Raw genomic sequence first — 17182 nt, forward strand, 5'->3', positions numbered from 1 at the left:
TTGGGGGTGAACGAATGGCTAAAATGAGAGTATACGAATATGCAAAAGCGTTAAATGTTTCAAGTAAGGAAATTTTGACCGCACTGAAAAACATGGATTTAGAAGTGAATAATCACATGGCCATGCTTGAAGAAAAGGCCATTAAAAAGCTTGATGCCAAATATAAAAAAGGCGGCGCAGCCGCTAAATCTCAAAAGCCAGCAGAAACGAACAAAAACAAACAGCCACAAGGGGTTAATCAGCAATCAGCTGGAAATCAACCAAATAAAATTCGAGACGGAAAGAAGAATGACGTGCAGAATAATCAATTTAACAAAAACAAGAAGAATAACAACAACAAAAAAAATAAACGCAACCACAACAATAAAAACCAACATCAGCAAAAGCCTGTAAAACCGAAAAAAGAGCTTCCTGAGAAAATTACATTCTCTGGCACTTTAACAGTTGGCGCACTTGCTGAAGAGCTTGGCAAAGAGCCTTCAGAAATCATTAAAAAGCTGATGCTTCTTGGCGTAATGGCAACCATTAACCAAGAGCTTGATAAAGACACAATCGAACTCATTGCATCAGAATATGGTGTTGAAACAGAAGAGGTCATTGTGCTTGAAGAAACAGAGCTGGAAAAATACGAAGAGCCTGATAATGAAGAGGATCTTGAAATTCGTCCACCTGTTGTAACAATCATGGGCCACGTTGACCATGGGAAAACGACGCTTCTTGACAGCATCCGTAAAACAAAGGTTGTTGAAGGAGAAGCAGGCGGAATCACTCAGCATATCGGCGCTTATCAAATTGAAGAGAACGGCAAGAAAATCACGTTCTTGGATACACCGGGCCACGCCGCATTTACAACTATGCGTGCACGCGGTGCAGAAGTAACGGATATTACGATTCTCGTCGTAGCTGCCGATGACGGTGTAATGCCGCAAACAGTAGAAGCGATTAACCATGCAAAAGCAGCAGAGGTTCCAATCATCGTTGCCGTGAATAAAATTGATAAAGAATCCGCAAACCCTGACCGTGTGATGCAAGAACTGACGGAATACGGACTTGTCCCTGAAGCTTGGGGCGGAGAAACCATTTTTGTGCCGCTTTCCGCATTAACTGGAAAAGGCATTGATGAGCTCGTTGAAATGATTTTGCTTGTCAGTGAGGTAGAGGAACTGAAAGCGAATCCGAACCGTCAGGCAAAAGGGACGGTTATTGAAGCTGAACTCGATAAAGGCAGAGGGTCAGTCGCGACGTTGCTCGTACAGACTGGAACACTGCATGTCGGTGATCCGATCGTAGTCGGCAATACATTTGGCCGTGTCCGTGCGATGGTCAACGACATTGGCCGCCGTGTGAAAACTGCCGGTCCGTCTACTCCGGTTGAAATTACCGGTTTGAATGATGTCCCTCAAGCGGGAGACCAATTCCTTGTCTTTAAGGATGAAAAAACAGCTCGTTCTGTCGGTGAAGCCCGTGCTTCGAAACAGCTTGAAGAGCAGCGCAGCGATAAAGCGAAGCTCAGTCTTGATGACTTATTCGAGCAAATTAAACAAGGTGATGTAAAAGACATCAATCTCATCGTAAAAGCTGACGTTCAAGGATCTGCTGAAGCTTTAACGGCTGCACTTCAAAAAATTGAAGTAGAGGGCGTTAAAGTGAAAATCATCCATACAGGCGTTGGTGCGATTACTGAATCTGACATTATCTTGGCATCTGCTTCCAATGCAATTGTTATCGGGTTTAATGTGAGACCGGACGGAAATGCTAAGAGTACGGCTGAAGCTGAAAATGTAGATATTCGACTTCACCGTATCATTTACAAAGTAATCGACGAGATTGAAGCTGCCATGAAAGGTATGCTTGATCCTGAATATGAAGAAAAAGTAATTGGTCAAGTAGAAGTGCGCCAAACATTCAAAGTATCTAAAATTGGTACAATTGCCGGCGGATATGTTACTGAAGGAACCATTACGCGCGACAGCGGCCTCCGTTTAATTCGTGACGGCGTCGTCATCTTCGAAGGCGAAGTAGATGTTCTGAAACGCTTTAAAGACGATGTGAAAGAAGTTTCACAAGGCTATGAATGTGGTATTACAATTAAGAAATACAATGACATTCGCGAAGGTGACATTCTTGAAGCGTTTGTCATGCAAGAAATTGAAAGAACGTGATCGGATTTGCGGAGTGTGAATGCATCATTTATGATGCAGGATCGCTAAAAGAAAAGCGCGCCGTTCTGAAGCGGATTTTAACCAGGGTTCAAAACAAGTTCAATGTTTCGATTTCGGAGATTGGCTATCAGGACACCTGGCAAAGAACCAGCTTTGGAATCGCCGCTGTTTCTTCCTCTCGCGTTCAAACAGAAAAAGAGCTGCAGCGCGTCCTAGCGTTTATCGATTCTTTTCCTGAAATTGAACGGACGATCACTAGGACAGAATGGTTTTAACTTAGAGGTGATTGAATTGAGTATGAGAGCAAACCGTGTCGGCGAGCAAATGAAAAAAGAACTCGGTGATATTATCAGCCGCAAGCTGAAAGATCCGAGAATTGGTTTTCTGACAGTAACGGATGTACGGGTATCAGGTGATTTGCAAATTGCAAAGGTGTATATCTCGGTTCTCGGTGACGAGAAAAAACGGGAGGAAGCGCTGAAAGGGCTGGAAAAGGCAAAAGGATTTATCCGATCCGAAATCGGCAGCCGCATCAGACTTCGTAAAACGCCTGAAATTGAATTTGAGTTCGATGAATCAATCGACTACGGAAATCGTATCGAAACACTGATTCACGAAATACATTCAGAGAAACCATCTGAATAAAAATGGAGAGGATAGGCGTATATCGTCTGTCCTCTTTTCTGCGTTTTAAAGAGAAAAGCTCAATAGAAGGAGTGAAAGACAAATGGTTAACGGAGTTCTCCTTTTACATAAACCAGTTGGTATGACATCGCACGACTGTGTCATGAAGATCCGAAAACTGTTAAAAACAAAAAAAGTAGGGCATACGGGAACGCTCGATCCAGAAGTGTCAGGCGTACTTCCGATTTGTGTGGGAAGGGCGACAAAAATAGTCGAATACTTAACTGAAAAATCTAAAACATATGATGCGGAAATAACGCTTGGCTTTTCAACCACAACAGAGGATCAAACCGGAGAAATCGTGGAAACAAAGCCTGTCAATCACGACATTGATAAAGCCGATGTAGAAAAGGTTTTAAACAGTTTAAAGGGTAAACAAGAACAAATTCCGCCCATGTATTCCGCTGTAAAAGTAAACGGCAAAAAACTATACGAATACGCAAGAGCAGGGATTGAAGTAGAACGTCCGAAACGTATGATTACCATTGAAGACATTGCCCTGACAACAGAGATTAAACATAATGGAGAAACCGCAAGCTTCCGGTTTACAGTGACATGCTCCAAAGGGACCTATGTAAGGACGCTGGCGGTCATGATCGGCGAAAAGCTCGGATATCCGGCTCATATGTCTCATTTAATCCGTACGTCATCCGGAGATTTTTCTCTAGACGAATGCTTTACCTTTGAAGAACTGGAAGCACAGGTCCAGTCCGGAACTGTGGGAGAGCATACAGTTCCTATTGAACGTGCGCTCAATCATTTGCCGAAATGGATCATAAGTGATACATTAGCTAAGAAAGTAGAAAATGGGGCTTTGCTTGAGACGCCCGAGCAGTTTTCTGAAATGACGAGCGAAGACCGCATTGCTGTCTTTACTGAAGCTGGAAGCTGTTTGGCGATTTATTTCCCCCATCCTGCAAAAAAAGGGCTGTTAAAGCCGGCAAAAGTATTGATGCAAAAAAGCGAACAATAGAAAAAAGGTGACCGTTCTGTGAAGACGATACATATTACACATCCTCATCATTTAATGAAAGAGGAGCAGGCAAAATCAGTGATGGCGTTAGGTTATTTTGACGGCGTTCATCTTGGACATCAGAAGGTAATCGGCACAGCGAAGCAAATAGCTGAAGAAAAAGGCCTGACATTGGCTGTGATGACCTTTCATCCTCATCCTTCTCACGTGTTGGGCAGGGATAAGGAGCCAAAGGATCTAATTACGCCTCTTGAAGATAAAATAAACCAAATTGAACAATTAGGTACAGAAATTCTGTATGTCGTTAAATTTAATGAAGTGTTTGCTTCTCTTTCTCCCAAGCAGTTTATAGACCAGTATATTATCGGCCTTAATGTGCAGCACGCAGTGGCAGGCTTTGACTTTACGTACGGCAAATACGGCAAGGGTACAATGGAGACCATGCCGGCTGATTTAGACGGAAAAGCTGAGTGCACCATGGTAGAAAAATTAACGGAGCAGGATAAAAAAATCAGTTCTTCGTATATCCGTACCGCGCTTCAAAACGGAGATGTTGAATTGGCGAATGTCTTGCTTGGACAGCCTTATTTTATAAAAGGAATTGTGATTCATGGTGATAAAAGAGGGCGGACCATCGGGTTTCCGACAGCAAATGTCGGTTTAAATAACAGCTATATCGTTCCGCCAACGGGTGTATATGCCGTAAAAGCGGAAGTGAACGGCGAAGTCTACAATGGCGTTTGCAATATCGGCTATAAGCCGACGTTTTATGAAAAGCGCCCTGAACAGCCTTCCATTGAGGTCAATCTGTTTGATTTCGATCAAGAGGTATATGGAGCCGCTATAAAAATCGAATGGTACAAACGGATTCGGAGCGAGCGGAAATTCAATGGCATCAAAGAATTAACAGAGCAAATTGAGAAAGATAAGCAGGAAGCCATCCGTTATTTCAGCAATTTGCGGAAATAACTTGCAACGTACGCAAATTTTATTCTAAAATATTTGCATATAGGCACGATTTTTAGTATGATAGTTTTCGTAGTCTTAAAACCATTGCTTGGCAATCCGAAGTCACCGACGGTTGCTAGGTGACTGGGGCTAAATATGATTTGGAGGTGAAACAGGATGGCAATTACTCAAGAGCGTAAAAACCAACTCATCAACGAGTTCAAAACACACGAATCTGATACTGGATCTCCAGAAGTTCAGATCGCTATCCTAACTGACTCAATTAACAACTTGAACGAGCATTTACGTACTCACAAGAAAGACCACCACTCACGTCGCGGTCTTCTTAAAATGGTAGGTAAGCGTCGTAATCTTCTTACGTATCTGCGTAATAAAGACGTAACTCGTTACCGTGAGTTAATTAACAAACTAGGCTTACGTCGATAATCGTAAAAAGCGGGAGGATTCCCGCTTTTTTATCGTATTAAAGCGAAATTTCTTATAACAAATCATTGAAATCCTTTTACATACTACTTTGACATTGATATGTTCAATTCATTTCGTTCATAATAGGAGTAATTGATTATTTCACACAACGAAGAGAGGAGTTCGTAATCGTATGGGACAAGAAAAACACGTCTTTACCATAGATTGGGCCGGAAGAACGCTTATTGTTGAAACCGGCCAGCTTGCCAAACAGGCAAATGGTGCTGTGATGATCCGCTACGGTGATACAGCAGTACTTAGTACAGCAACCGCTTCAAAAGAACCAAAACCGCTTGATTTCTTCCCTCTTACTGTAAACTATGAAGAAAGATTATATGCGGTAGGGAAAATTCCGGGCGGCTTTATTAAAAGAGAAGGACGTCCAAGTGAAAAAGCGGTTCTTGCCAGCCGTTTAATTGACCGTCCGATCCGTCCTTTGTTTGCCGATGGATTCCGTAATGAAGTTCAAGTCATCAGCATTGTCATGAGTGTTGACCAAAACTGCTCTTCAGAAATGGCTGCCATGTTCGGTTCATCTCTTGCACTTTCTGTATCGGATATTCCGTTTGAAGGACCGATTGCAGGGGTTACTGTCGGACGCATTGATGATCAATTTATCATTAACCCAACAGTTGATCAGCTTGAAAAAAGCGACATCAATCTTGTCGTTGCCGGCACAAAAGATGCCATTAACATGGTAGAAGCGGGAGCGGACGAAGTTCCTGAGGAAATCATGCTTGAAGCCATTATGTTCGGCCATGAAGAGATTAAACGCCTGATTGCATTCCAAGAAGAAATTGTTGCGGCAGTCGGCAAAGAGAAATCAGAAATTAAGCTCTTTGAAATTGATGAAGAGCTTAGCGCAAAAGTAAAAGCTTTAGCAGAAGAGGATCTGCTGAAAGCTATCCAAGTTCATGAAAAGCATGCTCGTGAAGATGCCATTAACGAAGTGAAGAGCGCAGTTGTGGCAAAATTCGAGGATGAAGAGCATGATGAAGATACAATCAAACAAGTGAAGCAGATTTTATCCAAGCTGGTGAAAAATGAAGTTCGCCGCCTGATTACTGAAGAGAAAGTAAGACCGGACGGCCGCGGTGTCGATCAAATCCGCCCGCTTTCTTCAGAGGTTGGCCTCTTGCCAAGAACGCACGGTTCAGGTCTATTTACAAGGGGACAAACTCAGGCCCTCAGCGTATGTACGCTAGGTGCTCTGGGAGACGTACAAATCCTTGACGGCTTAGGTGTCGAAGAGTCGAAACGGTTTATGCATCACTACAACTTCCCGCAATTCAGCGTTGGGGAAACAGGACCGATGCGCGGACCGGGACGTCGTGAAATCGGACACGGAGCACTGGGTGAGCGTGCGCTTGAGCCAGTTATTCCGTCTGAAAAAGACTTCCCTTATACTGTCCGTCTTGTTTCAGAAGTGCTTGAATCAAACGGTTCTACGTCTCAAGCAAGCATTTGCGCAAGCACACTTGCAATGATGGATGCCGGTGTACCGATTAAAGCGCCGGTTGCTGGTATTGCGATGGGTCTTGTTAAATCAGGCGAACATTACACGGTTTTGACTGACATTCAAGGCATGGAAGACGCGCTCGGAGATATGGACTTTAAAGTGGCGGGAACTGAAAAAGGCGTAACGGCTCTGCAAATGGACATTAAAATTGAAGGCCTTTCCAGAGAGATTCTTGAAGAAGCGCTTCAGCAGGCGAAAAAGGGCAGAATGGAAATCCTCAAAAGCATGCTTGCAACATTAAGCGAATCAAGAAAAGAGCTTTCTCAATATGCGCCTAAGATCTTAACAATGACCATTAATCCTGATAAAATCCGCGATGTCATCGGACCAAGCGGAAAACAAATCAATAAGATCATCGAAGAAACCGGTGTTAAAATTGATATTGAGCAGGACGGCACAATCTTCATTTCTTCTACAGATGAAAGCGGCAACCAAAAAGCGAAAAAAATCATTGAAGACCTTGTCAGAGAGGTTGAAGTCGGCCAGCTTTACCTAGGTAAAGTGAAACGGATTGAAAAATTCGGTGCTTTCGTTGAAATTTTCAGCGGAAAAGACGGTTTGGTACACATTTCAGAGCTTGCGCTTGAACGCGTAGGGAAAGTTGAAGATGTTGTGAAGATTGGAGACGAGATTCTTGTTAAGGTCACTGAAATTGACAAACAAGGACGAGTGAATTTGTCTCGCAAAGCGGTGCTCCGTGAAGAGAAAGAAAAAGAAGAACAACAATCTTAAATGAAAACATAAAAGGAGCCTGGGAGACCCGGCTTCTTTATTTTGAGGCTTTTCAAAAGCAGGCGGGTTCTACCTTGTCCTTCTCCTTCATAATGTGAGGTGAGGGGGGACAGAACATGTACAAAAAATTTGTACCGTTTGCCGTTTTTTTATTTCTTTTTTTTGTCTCATTTGAGATGATGGAAAATCCGCATGCACTTGATTATATAGGGGCAATGAAAAAAGATACGGTGACTGTCACGGCGTCAAAAGACCCGTTATATGAAGAATTGCTTCAAAAAGCGCCGGAGTACGAAGTTAAGCCCCAGAATGCAAGAATCGATAAAGTGTGGAAAAGCATTCCAGGCTACAATGGATTAAAGGTCAATATTGAACAATCATATAAAAAAATGAAAAAGCATGGCGAGTTTCGAGAAAATGACCTGGTGTACAGCCAAGTAAAACCAAGCGTTCATCTTGAGTCACTTCAGCCTGAACCTATTTATAAAGGAAATCCTGATAAACCGATGATAGCTTTTTTAATCAATGTGGCATGGGGAAATGAGTATTTGGAAAAAATGCTCCCTATCCTGCATAAGCATCAGGTCAAGGCTACGTTCTTTTTAGAAGGCAATTGGGTGAGAAACAATGAACAGCTCGCTAAGAAGATTGCAAAAGACGGACATGAAATCGGAAATCATTCATACAATCATCCGGATATGAGCAAACTGACTACAGGAAGAATTTCCGAGCAGCTCGACAAGACAAATGAGCAAATAGAACAAACAATCGGCGTTAAGCCAAAGTGGTTCGCTCCGCCGAGCGGAAGTTTTAGAAAAGCGGTTATCGATATTGCAGCTGAGAAACAGATGGGAACAGTTATGTGGACAGTTGATACAATCGATTGGCAAAAGCCGGCCCCGTCGGTACTACAGACAAGAGTGTTAAGCAAGATACATAATGGTGCCATGATCTTAATGCATCCGACTGACCCTACGGCGGAAAGCCTTGAAGCGCTGATTACAAAGATAAAAGACAAAGGATACGCACTTGGAACAGTCACTGAACTAATGGATGAAACAAGACTATTGAAGTAACAGATGAAGGCAGCTTGTCTTTGAATAGGAGGAACAAATTTGATTAAACGATATACGTGTCAAAATGGTGTAAGAGTTGTGCTGGAAAATAACCCGACAGTCCGTTCTGTTGCGATCGGCGTATGGATCGGCACAGGGTCGAGACATGAAACGCCGGAGATAAACGGAATTTCTCACTTTTTAGAGCACATGTTCTTTAAAGGGACGAGCACAAAATCTGCACGTGAGATAGCAGAATCTTTTGATCGTATTGGCGGTCAAGTCAATGCGTTTACTTCAAAGGAATATACCTGCTACTATGCAAAGGTGCTTGACGAGCATGCGAATTACGCGCTGGACGTATTAGCAGATATGTTCTTTCATTCAACGTTTGATGAAAACGAGCTGAAAAAAGAGAAAAATGTAGTATATGAAGAAATTAAAATGTACGAAGATGCGCCGGACGACATTGTACATGATTTACTGAGCAAAGCCACTTACGGCAATCATTCTTTAGGCTACCCAATTCTTGGCACGGAAGAAACGCTTGCTTCCTTTAACGGTGACTCTCTCAGACAATACATGCATGATTATTATACACCGGACCGAGTGGTGATTTCGGTAGCGGGCAATATATCTGACAGTTTTATCAAAGATGTAGAAAAATGGTTCGGGTCATACGAGGCGAAAGGCAAAGCGACAGGACTTGAGAAGCCTGAGTTCCACACGGAAAAACTGACGAGGAAAAAAGAAACAGAGCAGGCTCATTTGTGCCTCGGGTTTAAAGGCTTAGAGGTTGGCCATGAACGTATTTATGATTTAATCGTCCTCAACAATGTGCTCGGAGGCAGCATGAGCAGCCGGCTGTTCCAAGATGTCCGTGAAGATAAAGGACTTGCTTATTCTGTTTACAGCTATCACAGCTCATATGAGGACAGCGGAATGCTAACGATTTACGGCGGAACGGGTGCAAATCAGCTTCAGCAGCTGTCGGAAACAATTCAAGAAACCCTTGCCACATTAAAACGTGACGGCATTACCTCGAAAGAACTGGAAAACAGCAAAGAGCAAATGAAGGGAAGCTTAATGCTGAGCTTAGAAAGCACAAACAGCAAAATGAGCCGAAACGGAAAAAATGAACTGCTGCTCGGCAAACATAAAACATTAGATGAAATCATCAATGAGTTAAATGCCGTGAACTTAGAGCGTGTCAACGGCCTTGCCAGACAATTGTTCACCGAAGACTATGCATTAGCACTGATCAGCCCTTCCGGCAATATGCCGTCTTAAAAAGGAAAGCCTGCCCCATAATGGGGCAGGCATTTTTTAATCCCTTTCATCATACATAGTACAAGGGGGTGACAGACATGCGGCTCAGTGAATTATCAGGAAAGGAAATTGTAGACATCAAAAGAGCTGAACGGCTCGGGGTGCTCGGCCAGACCGATCTAGAAATCAATGAACAGGATGGACAGATTACAGCACTCCTCATTCCCACAGTTAAGTGGTTTGGTTTGAGAAAGCAAGGTCATGACATTCGTGTCCCATGGCATCATATTCAAAAGATCGGTTCAGATATGATTATATTAGACGTACCTGAGGAAATGCCTCCTCGACAAGAGTAAATAGCCCAATTGACTGTGAAGCGGGCTCTATAGAAAACATCTGAAACATCGGCTGCCGGAGCCGGTGTTTTTTTATATGGAAAAAGCGCATCTTTTATATTCACCGGTATTTCCTTTTGATCATAAGATGAAGGGGAGCTTAACAACTAGAGATCCAGTATATACAAAGAAGGTGAACGTTTAGAATGTTAACCGGATTGAAAATTGCAGTTATCGGCGGTGACGCAAGACAGCTCGAAATTATAAGAAAGCTCACTGAACAGCAGGCTGACATCTATCTTGTCGGTTTTGACCAATTGGATCACGGTTTTACCGGGGCAGTAAAATGCAATATTGATGAAATTCCTTTTCAGCAAATAGACAGCATCATTCTTCCAGTATCCGCGACAACAGGAGAAGGTATCGTATCGACTGTATTTTCGAATGAAGAGGTTGTGTTAAAACAGGACCATCTCGACAAAACGCCTGCACATTGTGTCATTTTCTCAGGAATTTCTAATGCCTATTTAGAAAACATTGCAGCTCAGGCAAAAAGAAAACTTGTTAAGCTGTTTGAGCGGGATGACATTGCGATATACAACTCTATTCCGACAGTAGAAGGAACGATTATGCTGGCTATTCAGCACACGGATTATACGATACACGGATCTCAGGTGGCCGTTCTCGGTCTCGGGCGCACCGGGATGACGATTGCCCGGACATTTGCCGCGCTTGGGGCGAATGTAAAAGTGGGGGCAAGAAGCTCAGCGCATCTGGCACGTATTACTGAAATGGGGCTCGTTCCTTTTCATACCGATGAGCTGAAAGAGCATGTAAAAGATATAGATATTTGTATTAATACCATACCGAGTATGATTTTAAATCAAGCTGTACTTTCTAGCATGACACCAAAAACCTTAATATTGGATCTGGCCTCACGTCCCGGGGGAACGGATTTTAAATATGCCGAAAAACAGGGGATTAAAGCACTTCTTGCGCCTGGCCTTCCAGGGATTGTCGCTCCTAAAACAGCTGGGCAGATCCTTGCAAACGTCTTGAGCAAGCTTTTGGCTGAAATACGAGCTGAGGAGGGGAAATAAGGATGTCGTCATTAAAAGGAAAAAGAATCGGGTTTGGGCTGACCGGGTCGCATTGCACATATGAAGCGGTTTTTCCGCAAATTGAGGCGTTGGTCAACGAAGGAGCTGAAGTTCGTCCGGTTGTCACATTTAACGTAAAATCCACAAATACCCGATTTGGAGAGGGTGCAGAATGGGTTAAAAAAATTGAAGACCTGACTGGATATGAGGCCATTGATTCGATTGTAAAGGCAGAACCCCTTGGGCCGAAGCTGCCCCTTGACTGCATGGTCATTGCCCCTTTAACAGGCAATTCAATGAGCAAGCTGGCAAATGCCATGACGGACAGCCCGGTGCTGATGGCGGCAAAAGCGACAATCCGAAACAATCGGCCAGTCGTTTTGGGCATCTCGACAAATGATGCACTCGGTTTAAACGGAACAAATTTAATGAGGCTCATGTCAACAAAAAATATCTTTTTTATTCCATTCGGGCAAGACGATCCATTTAAAAAACCGAATTCAATGGTAGCCAAAATGGATCTGCTTCCGCAAACGATTGAAAAGGCACTATTGCACCAGCAGCTTCAGCCGGTTCTCGTTGAGAATTATCAGGGAAATGACTAAATTTACAGAAAATCTTTCCCAAACTAAAAAATTCGGTCATCACCCGCATATTCTATGGTAAAATAAAACGTAAAATCATAGTCAAATCAATTCAATGAAGCTGATTGGCGGAAGGAGTTTTACAGATGGGAAGAGGTTTACACGTAGCTGTTGTCGGAGCGACAGGGGCTGTGGGACAACAAATGCTTAAAACACTTGAAGACAGAAACTTTGAAATGGACACACTTACATTGCTATCTTCAAAACGCTCTGCGGGGACAAAAGTCACGTATAAAGGCCAAGAGCTGACTGTTCAGGAAGCTTCTCCTGAGAGCTTTGAAGGGGTAAATATTGCTTTGTTCAGCGCCGGCGGAAGCGTATCACAAGCATTGGCACCAGAAGCTGTAAAACGCGGCGCTATTGTTATAGATAATACGAGCGCGTTCCGCATGGACGAAAACACACCGCTTGTTGTGCCAGAAGTGAATGAGGCAGACTTGCATGAACACAACGGCATTATTGCCAATCCAAACTGCTCTACAATCCAAATGGTTGCGGCTCTTGAACCAATCCGCAAAGCATACGGCTTAAACAAAGTCATCGTATCAACTTACCAGGCAGTATCAGGAGCGGGTAATGAAGCTGTAAAAGAGCTTTACAGCCAAACACAGGCAATTTTAAATAAAGAAGAAATAGAGCCTGAGATCATGCCTGTAAAAGGTGACAAAAAACACTATCAAATCGCCTTCAACGCGATTCCGCAAATTGATAAATTCCAGGATAACGGATATACGTTTGAAGAAATGAAAATGATCAATGAAACGAAAAAAATCATGCACATGCCTGACCTTCAAGTAGCGGCTACATGTGTGAGACTGCCAATTCAAACTGGGCACTCAGAGTCTGTCTACATCGAAATTGACCGTGATGACGCTACAGTTGAAGATATTAAAAATCTATTAAAAGAAGCTCCGGGCGTGACACTTCAGGATGACCCGAGCCAGCAGCTTTATCCGATGCCTGCTGATGCTGTCGGTAAAAACGATGTGTTTGTAGGCCGCATCCGCAAAGACTTGGACAGAGCAAACGGTTTTCATTTATGGGTTGTTTCTGATAACCTATTAAAAGGCGCGGCATGGAACTCTGTTCAAATTGCAGAAAGCCTGAAAAAACTAAACCTCGTATAAAAGAGAGAATTTCCTAAAGACGAATAGAAGAGAGTAAGGCACTATCAGCCTGCTCTCTTCTGTTACGTCCGAATAATTTGGAGTGAAAACAGTGAAGATAATTGTTCAAAAGTTCGGCGGAACATCAGTAAAGGATGATAAAGGCCGCAAACTGGCTTTAGAGCATATTAAAGAAGCAATCAGTGAAGGATATAAGGTTGTCGTTGTCGTTTCAGCGATGGGCCGAAAAGGAGACCCGTATGCAACAGATTCTTTGCTCGGGCTGCTTTACGGCGATCAGTCAGCGATTTCGCCAAGGGAGCAGGATTTGCTCTTATCTTGCGGAGAGACCATTTCCTCTGTCGTATTTACAAGCATGCTGCTTGATAACGGTGTGAAAGCAGCTGCGCTGACAGGAGCTCAGGCTGGCTTTTTAACAAATGATCAGCATACCAATGCGAAAATCATTGAAATGAGACCGGAGCGTTTATTCGGTGTGCTCGCCAATCATGATGCGGTAGTCGTCGCAGGCTTCCAGGGCGCAACTGAAAAAGGTGATACAACAACAATCGGCAGAGGGGGCAGTGATACGTCTGCAGCCGCACTCGGAGCAGCTGTTGATGCGGAATACATCGATATTTTCACCGATGTAGAAGGCGTAATGACTGCAGACCCAAGAGTTGTGGAAAATGCGAAACCGCTTCCTGTCGTGACGTATACGGAAATCTGCAACCTGGCGTATCAGGGGGCCAAGGTCATTCATCCGCGTGCTGTGGAAATCGCGATGCAGGCCAAGGTTCCGATCCGCGTCCGTTCGACTTATTCGAAGGATAAAGGTACATTGGTGACATCACATCACTCTTCCAAGGTCGGCAGTGATGTTTTTGAAAGGCTGATTACGGGAATCGCCCATGTCAAAGATGTCACGCAGTTCAAAGTGCCTTCAAAAATCGGCCAGTATAATGTTCAGACTGAAGTGTTCAAGGCAATGGCGAACGCGGGAATCAGTGTCGATTTCTTTAACATTACACCTAGTGAAATCGTTTATACGGTAGCCGGAAATAAAACAGAAACAGCTCAGCGTATTTTAATGGATATGGGCTATGATCCAATGGTAACGAGAAACTGCGCGAAGGTATCGGCTGTCGGCGCGGGCATTATGGGTGTTCCGGGTGTTACGTCCAAAATTGTATCGGCTCTTTCAGAAAAAGAAATTCCGATCCTTCAGTCGGCTGACAGCCATACGACGATTTGGGTGCTCGTCCATGAAGCGGATATGGTACCTGCTGTAAACGCTTTGCATGAAGTGTTTGAACTTTCCAAGTAAATGTGATTGAATCATGATGAGGTGAATAAAATGAATTTCGGAAATGTGTCTACAGCGATGATTACACCCTTTGACAATAAAGGGAACGTAGACTTTCAAAAACTGTCTACACTGATTGATTACTTGTTGAAAAACGGAACGGATTCTTTAGTAGTAGCGGGAACAACTGGAGAATCTCCGACCCTTTCAACTGAAGAAAAAATTGCGCTTTTTGAATATACGGTAAAAGAAGTAAACGGACGGGTGCCGGTTATCGCCGGTACTGGAAGCAACAATACGAAAGATTCCATTAAGCTGACAAAAAAAGCTGAGGAAGCAGGCGTGGACGCTGTTATGCTTGTTACGCCGTACTACAATAAACCTTCTCAAGAAGGAATGTACCAGCATTTTAAAGCAATTGCGGCAGAGACATCACTTCCGGTTATGCTTTATAATGTTCCGGGCCGTACGGTTGCTTCTCTGGCTCCTGAAACGACGATCCGTTTGGCGGCAGACATTCCGAATGTTGTTGCGATTAAAGAAGCGAGCGGAGACCTCGAAGCGATTACAAAAATTATTGCTGAAACGCCTGAAGACTTCTATGTCTATTCAGGGGATGACGCTCTGACGCTTCCAATTCTTTCAGTTGGAGGAAGAGGAGTTGTGTCAGTGGCGAGCCATATTGCAGGCACTGATATGCAGCAAATGATCAAAAATTATACGAATGGGCAAACAGCTAATGCGGCACTGATCCATCAGAAACTGCTGCCGATTATGAAGGAACTGTTTAAAGCGCCTAACCCTGCTCCAGTCAAAACAGCGCTTCAGCTGAGAGGTCTTGATGTCGGTTCAGTACGTCTGCCTCTTGTCCCGTTAACCGAGGATGAACGTCTGAGCTTAAGCAGCACGATCAGCGAACTGTAAGAAAATTTCATACAGTGAAACAAACGCGGTCATTCTCACATTCAGCTGAGTTTGACCGTTTCTTTTACATATTGGTTTTCCCAAAACCTTCTGCTTTATCTTGTTTTCTAAATTTACTTTCAGTTATAATAGGAACAAGTGATGATGGACGGGTATGAGACTAGGAGGATATAGATTTTGAAAAAGAAAAATACAGAAAACGTTAGAATTATCGCCCTTGGCGGTGTCGGAGAGATTGGGAAGAACCTTTATGTCATCGAAATTGACTCAGACATATTTGTCGTTGATGCCGGCCTTATGCATCCAGAAAATGAAATGCTCGGTATTGATGTGGTGATTCCTGACATATCATATTTGATTGAACGGGCTGATCGCGTCAAGGCAATCTTTTTAACGCACGGGCACGATGAAAATATCGGCGGCGTTTTTTACTTATTAAACAAGCTGTCCGTTCCAGTGTACGGAACAAAGCTGACGCTTGCGCTGTTAAGAGAGAAATTAAAACAATATGGACATAACCGAAAAACTGATTTAAGAGAAATTCACTCCAAATCTGTCATTACATTTGAATCGACAAAAGTATCGTTCTTTAGAACGATTCACAGCATCCCTGATTCTGTAGGTGTGAGCTTTAAAACATCACTTGGATCTATTGTATGCACGGGAGACTTCAAATTTGACCAAACACCTGCACTTAATCAGACGTGCGACATTGGCGAGATCGCCAAGATCGGCAATAGCGGCGTGCTCGCCCTGCTTTCCGACAGTGCAAATGCGGAACGTCCGGGATATACCCCTTCGGAAGCGGCTGTCAGCGGAGAAATTTCGGATGCGCTGTATAATTCAGAGAACCGGGTGATTATTGCTGTTTTTGCATCCAATATTAACCGGATTCAGCAAGTCATTCATGCAGCGGCTCAAAATGGCAGAAAGATTGCCGTAGCCGGAAAAAATCTTCAATCTGTCCTGCAGCTGGCAAGAAAGTTAGGATACATTGAAGCAGATGATGAATTATTTATTTCTGTACAGGATGTCAAGAAATATCCGAAGCGCGAAGTGGCCATTATTACAGCCGGAAGCCAAGGTGAACCATTAGCTGCCCTTACAAGAATGGCAAACAAAGCTCACAAACAGCTGAACATTGAAGAAGGGGATACGGTTGTCATTGCGTCAACTCCAATTCCCGGGCAGGAACTTATTTATTCTAAAACAGTGGACCTACTTGCGAGAGCCGGTGCACAAGTCATCTTTGCCCAAAAGCGTGTTCATGTATCAGGCCACGGCTCACAAGAAGAGTTAAAGCTGATGATCAATCTGCTTAAACCAAAATATTTAATTCCTGTAAACGGCGAATACAGAATGCAAAAAGCCCATTCAAAAATCGCTGAAGAAACCGGCATGAAGCGCAGTGACATCTTCTTAATTGAAAAAGGAGACGTCGTTGAGTTCCGCGGCCAAAACGTAAAAATCGGGGATAAAGTTCCTTACGGCAATATTTTAATTGATGGGTTAGGTGTCGGTGATATCGGCAATATCGTATTGAGAGACCGCCGCTTGCTTTCACAGGACGGAATCTTAATCGTTGTCATTACACTTGATAAACAAAAGAAACATCTTGTATCAGGACCAGAAATTATCACTCGCGGTTTTGTTTATGTAAGAGAGTCTGAAGGTCTAATCGTACAGGCTACAGAGCTTGTTCGTTCCATCGTGACAGAAGCGACTGAAACATCAAATGTTGAATGGTCAACGCTGAAGCAGGCAATGCGGGATGCTTTGAACCAATTCCTTTATGAAAAAACGAAACGTAAACCGATGATCATCCCAATTATTATGGAAGTATAATGACTGAATAAAGACCGGAGCAGCTCCGGTCTTTATTTTTTTTGCCCTTTAAGCCGGGATTGAATTGAGTATCTTTGTTCATAATACAAAGAGA

The 17182-nt window shown here is 43.4% G+C and carries 16 protein-coding genes; all 16 read left to right on the forward strand.

Features of this window, described 5'->3' with window-relative positions:
* Positions 1-14 precede the first annotated feature (14 nt).
* The 16 genes from infB (at position 15) to rnjB (ending at position 17088) form a co-directional block, all read left to right on the forward strand.
* Positions 15-2162 (forward strand): translation initiation factor IF-2, encoded by a 2148-nt coding sequence (gene infB / locus BLL41_RS04070; RefSeq protein WP_071576869.1) that lies wholly within the window; start codon positions 15-17, stop codon positions 2160-2162.
* Positions 2159-2437: a DUF503 domain-containing protein gene (locus tag BLL41_RS04075; RefSeq protein WP_003220950.1), complete on the forward strand. Its 279-nt coding sequence runs from the start codon at positions 2159-2161 to the stop codon at positions 2435-2437. The genes infB and BLL41_RS04075 overlap by 4 nt, the downstream gene beginning before the upstream one ends.
* Before the next feature lie 16 nt (positions 2438-2453).
* Positions 2454-2807, forward strand: coding sequence for a 30S ribosome-binding factor RbfA (rbfA, locus tag BLL41_RS04080; protein ID WP_003220952.1), 354 nt, complete (start codon positions 2454-2456; stop codon positions 2805-2807).
* An 82-nt stretch (positions 2808-2889) separates the two neighbouring features.
* Positions 2890-3819 carry a tRNA pseudouridine(55) synthase TruB gene (gene truB / locus BLL41_RS04085; protein WP_071576870.1) on the forward strand — a complete coding sequence of 310 codons (930 nt, stop codon included), beginning with the start codon at positions 2890-2892 and terminating at the stop codon, positions 3817-3819.
* Positions 3820-3837: 18 nt separating this feature from the next.
* A complete protein-coding gene (gene ribF / locus BLL41_RS04090) occupies positions 3838-4788 on the forward strand; it encodes a bifunctional riboflavin kinase/FAD synthetase (RefSeq protein ID WP_071576871.1) in 951 nt (316 codons plus the stop codon).
* A gap of 156 nt (positions 4789-4944) precedes the next feature.
* Positions 4945-5214: a 30S ribosomal protein S15 gene (gene rpsO / locus BLL41_RS04095; RefSeq protein ID WP_003220957.1), complete on the forward strand. Its 270-nt coding sequence runs from the start codon at positions 4945-4947 to the stop codon at positions 5212-5214.
* 172 nt (positions 5215-5386) lie between these two features.
* Positions 5387-7504 carry a polyribonucleotide nucleotidyltransferase gene (gene pnp / locus BLL41_RS04100; protein WP_071576872.1) on the forward strand — a complete coding sequence of 706 codons (2118 nt, stop codon included), beginning with the start codon at positions 5387-5389 and terminating at the stop codon, positions 7502-7504.
* A gap of 116 nt (positions 7505-7620) precedes the next feature.
* Positions 7621-8580, forward strand: coding sequence for a polysaccharide deacetylase family protein (locus tag BLL41_RS04105; RefSeq protein ID WP_071576873.1), 960 nt, complete (start codon positions 7621-7623; stop codon positions 8578-8580).
* A 39-nt stretch (positions 8581-8619) separates the two neighbouring features.
* Positions 8620-9849 carry a M16 family metallopeptidase gene (locus tag BLL41_RS04110; RefSeq protein ID WP_071576874.1) on the forward strand — a complete coding sequence of 410 codons (1230 nt, stop codon included), beginning with the start codon at positions 8620-8622 and terminating at the stop codon, positions 9847-9849.
* Between the two features lie 77 nt (positions 9850-9926).
* Positions 9927-10184 (forward strand): YlmC/YmxH family sporulation protein, encoded by a 258-nt coding sequence (locus BLL41_RS04115; RefSeq protein ID WP_003231890.1) that lies wholly within the window; start codon positions 9927-9929, stop codon positions 10182-10184.
* 185 nt (positions 10185-10369) lie between these two features.
* Complete coding sequence (gene dpaA, locus BLL41_RS04120) at positions 10370-11263, forward strand: dipicolinic acid synthetase subunit A (RefSeq protein WP_071576875.1); 894 nt, start codon at positions 10370-10372, stop codon at positions 11261-11263.
* A 2-nt stretch (positions 11264-11265) separates the two neighbouring features.
* Positions 11266-11868: a dipicolinate synthase subunit B gene (gene dpaB, locus BLL41_RS04125; protein ID WP_014664006.1), complete on the forward strand. Its 603-nt coding sequence runs from the start codon at positions 11266-11268 to the stop codon at positions 11866-11868.
* Between the two features lie 125 nt (positions 11869-11993).
* The gene (gene asd, locus BLL41_RS04130) at positions 11994-13034 is read left to right on the forward strand and encodes an aspartate-semialdehyde dehydrogenase (protein WP_071576876.1); all 1041 of its coding nucleotides are present in this window, start codon (positions 11994-11996) and stop codon (positions 13032-13034) included.
* A gap of 91 nt (positions 13035-13125) precedes the next feature.
* Positions 13126-14340 (forward strand): aspartate kinase, encoded by a 1215-nt coding sequence (gene dapG, locus BLL41_RS04135; protein ID WP_040083152.1) that lies wholly within the window; start codon positions 13126-13128, stop codon positions 14338-14340.
* A 30-nt stretch (positions 14341-14370) separates the two neighbouring features.
* Positions 14371-15243: a 4-hydroxy-tetrahydrodipicolinate synthase gene (gene dapA, locus BLL41_RS04140; RefSeq protein ID WP_003245816.1), complete on the forward strand. Its 873-nt coding sequence runs from the start codon at positions 14371-14373 to the stop codon at positions 15241-15243.
* 177 nt (positions 15244-15420) lie between these two features.
* Complete coding sequence (gene rnjB, locus BLL41_RS04145) at positions 15421-17088, forward strand: ribonuclease J2 (protein ID WP_014476833.1); 1668 nt, start codon at positions 15421-15423, stop codon at positions 17086-17088.
* Positions 17089-17182: the final 94 nt, after the last annotated feature.

The sequence above is a fragment of the Bacillus sp. FMQ74 genome (assembly GCF_001875785.1).
GTDB lineage: Bacteria > Bacillota > Bacilli > Bacillales > Bacillaceae > Bacillus > Bacillus stercoris.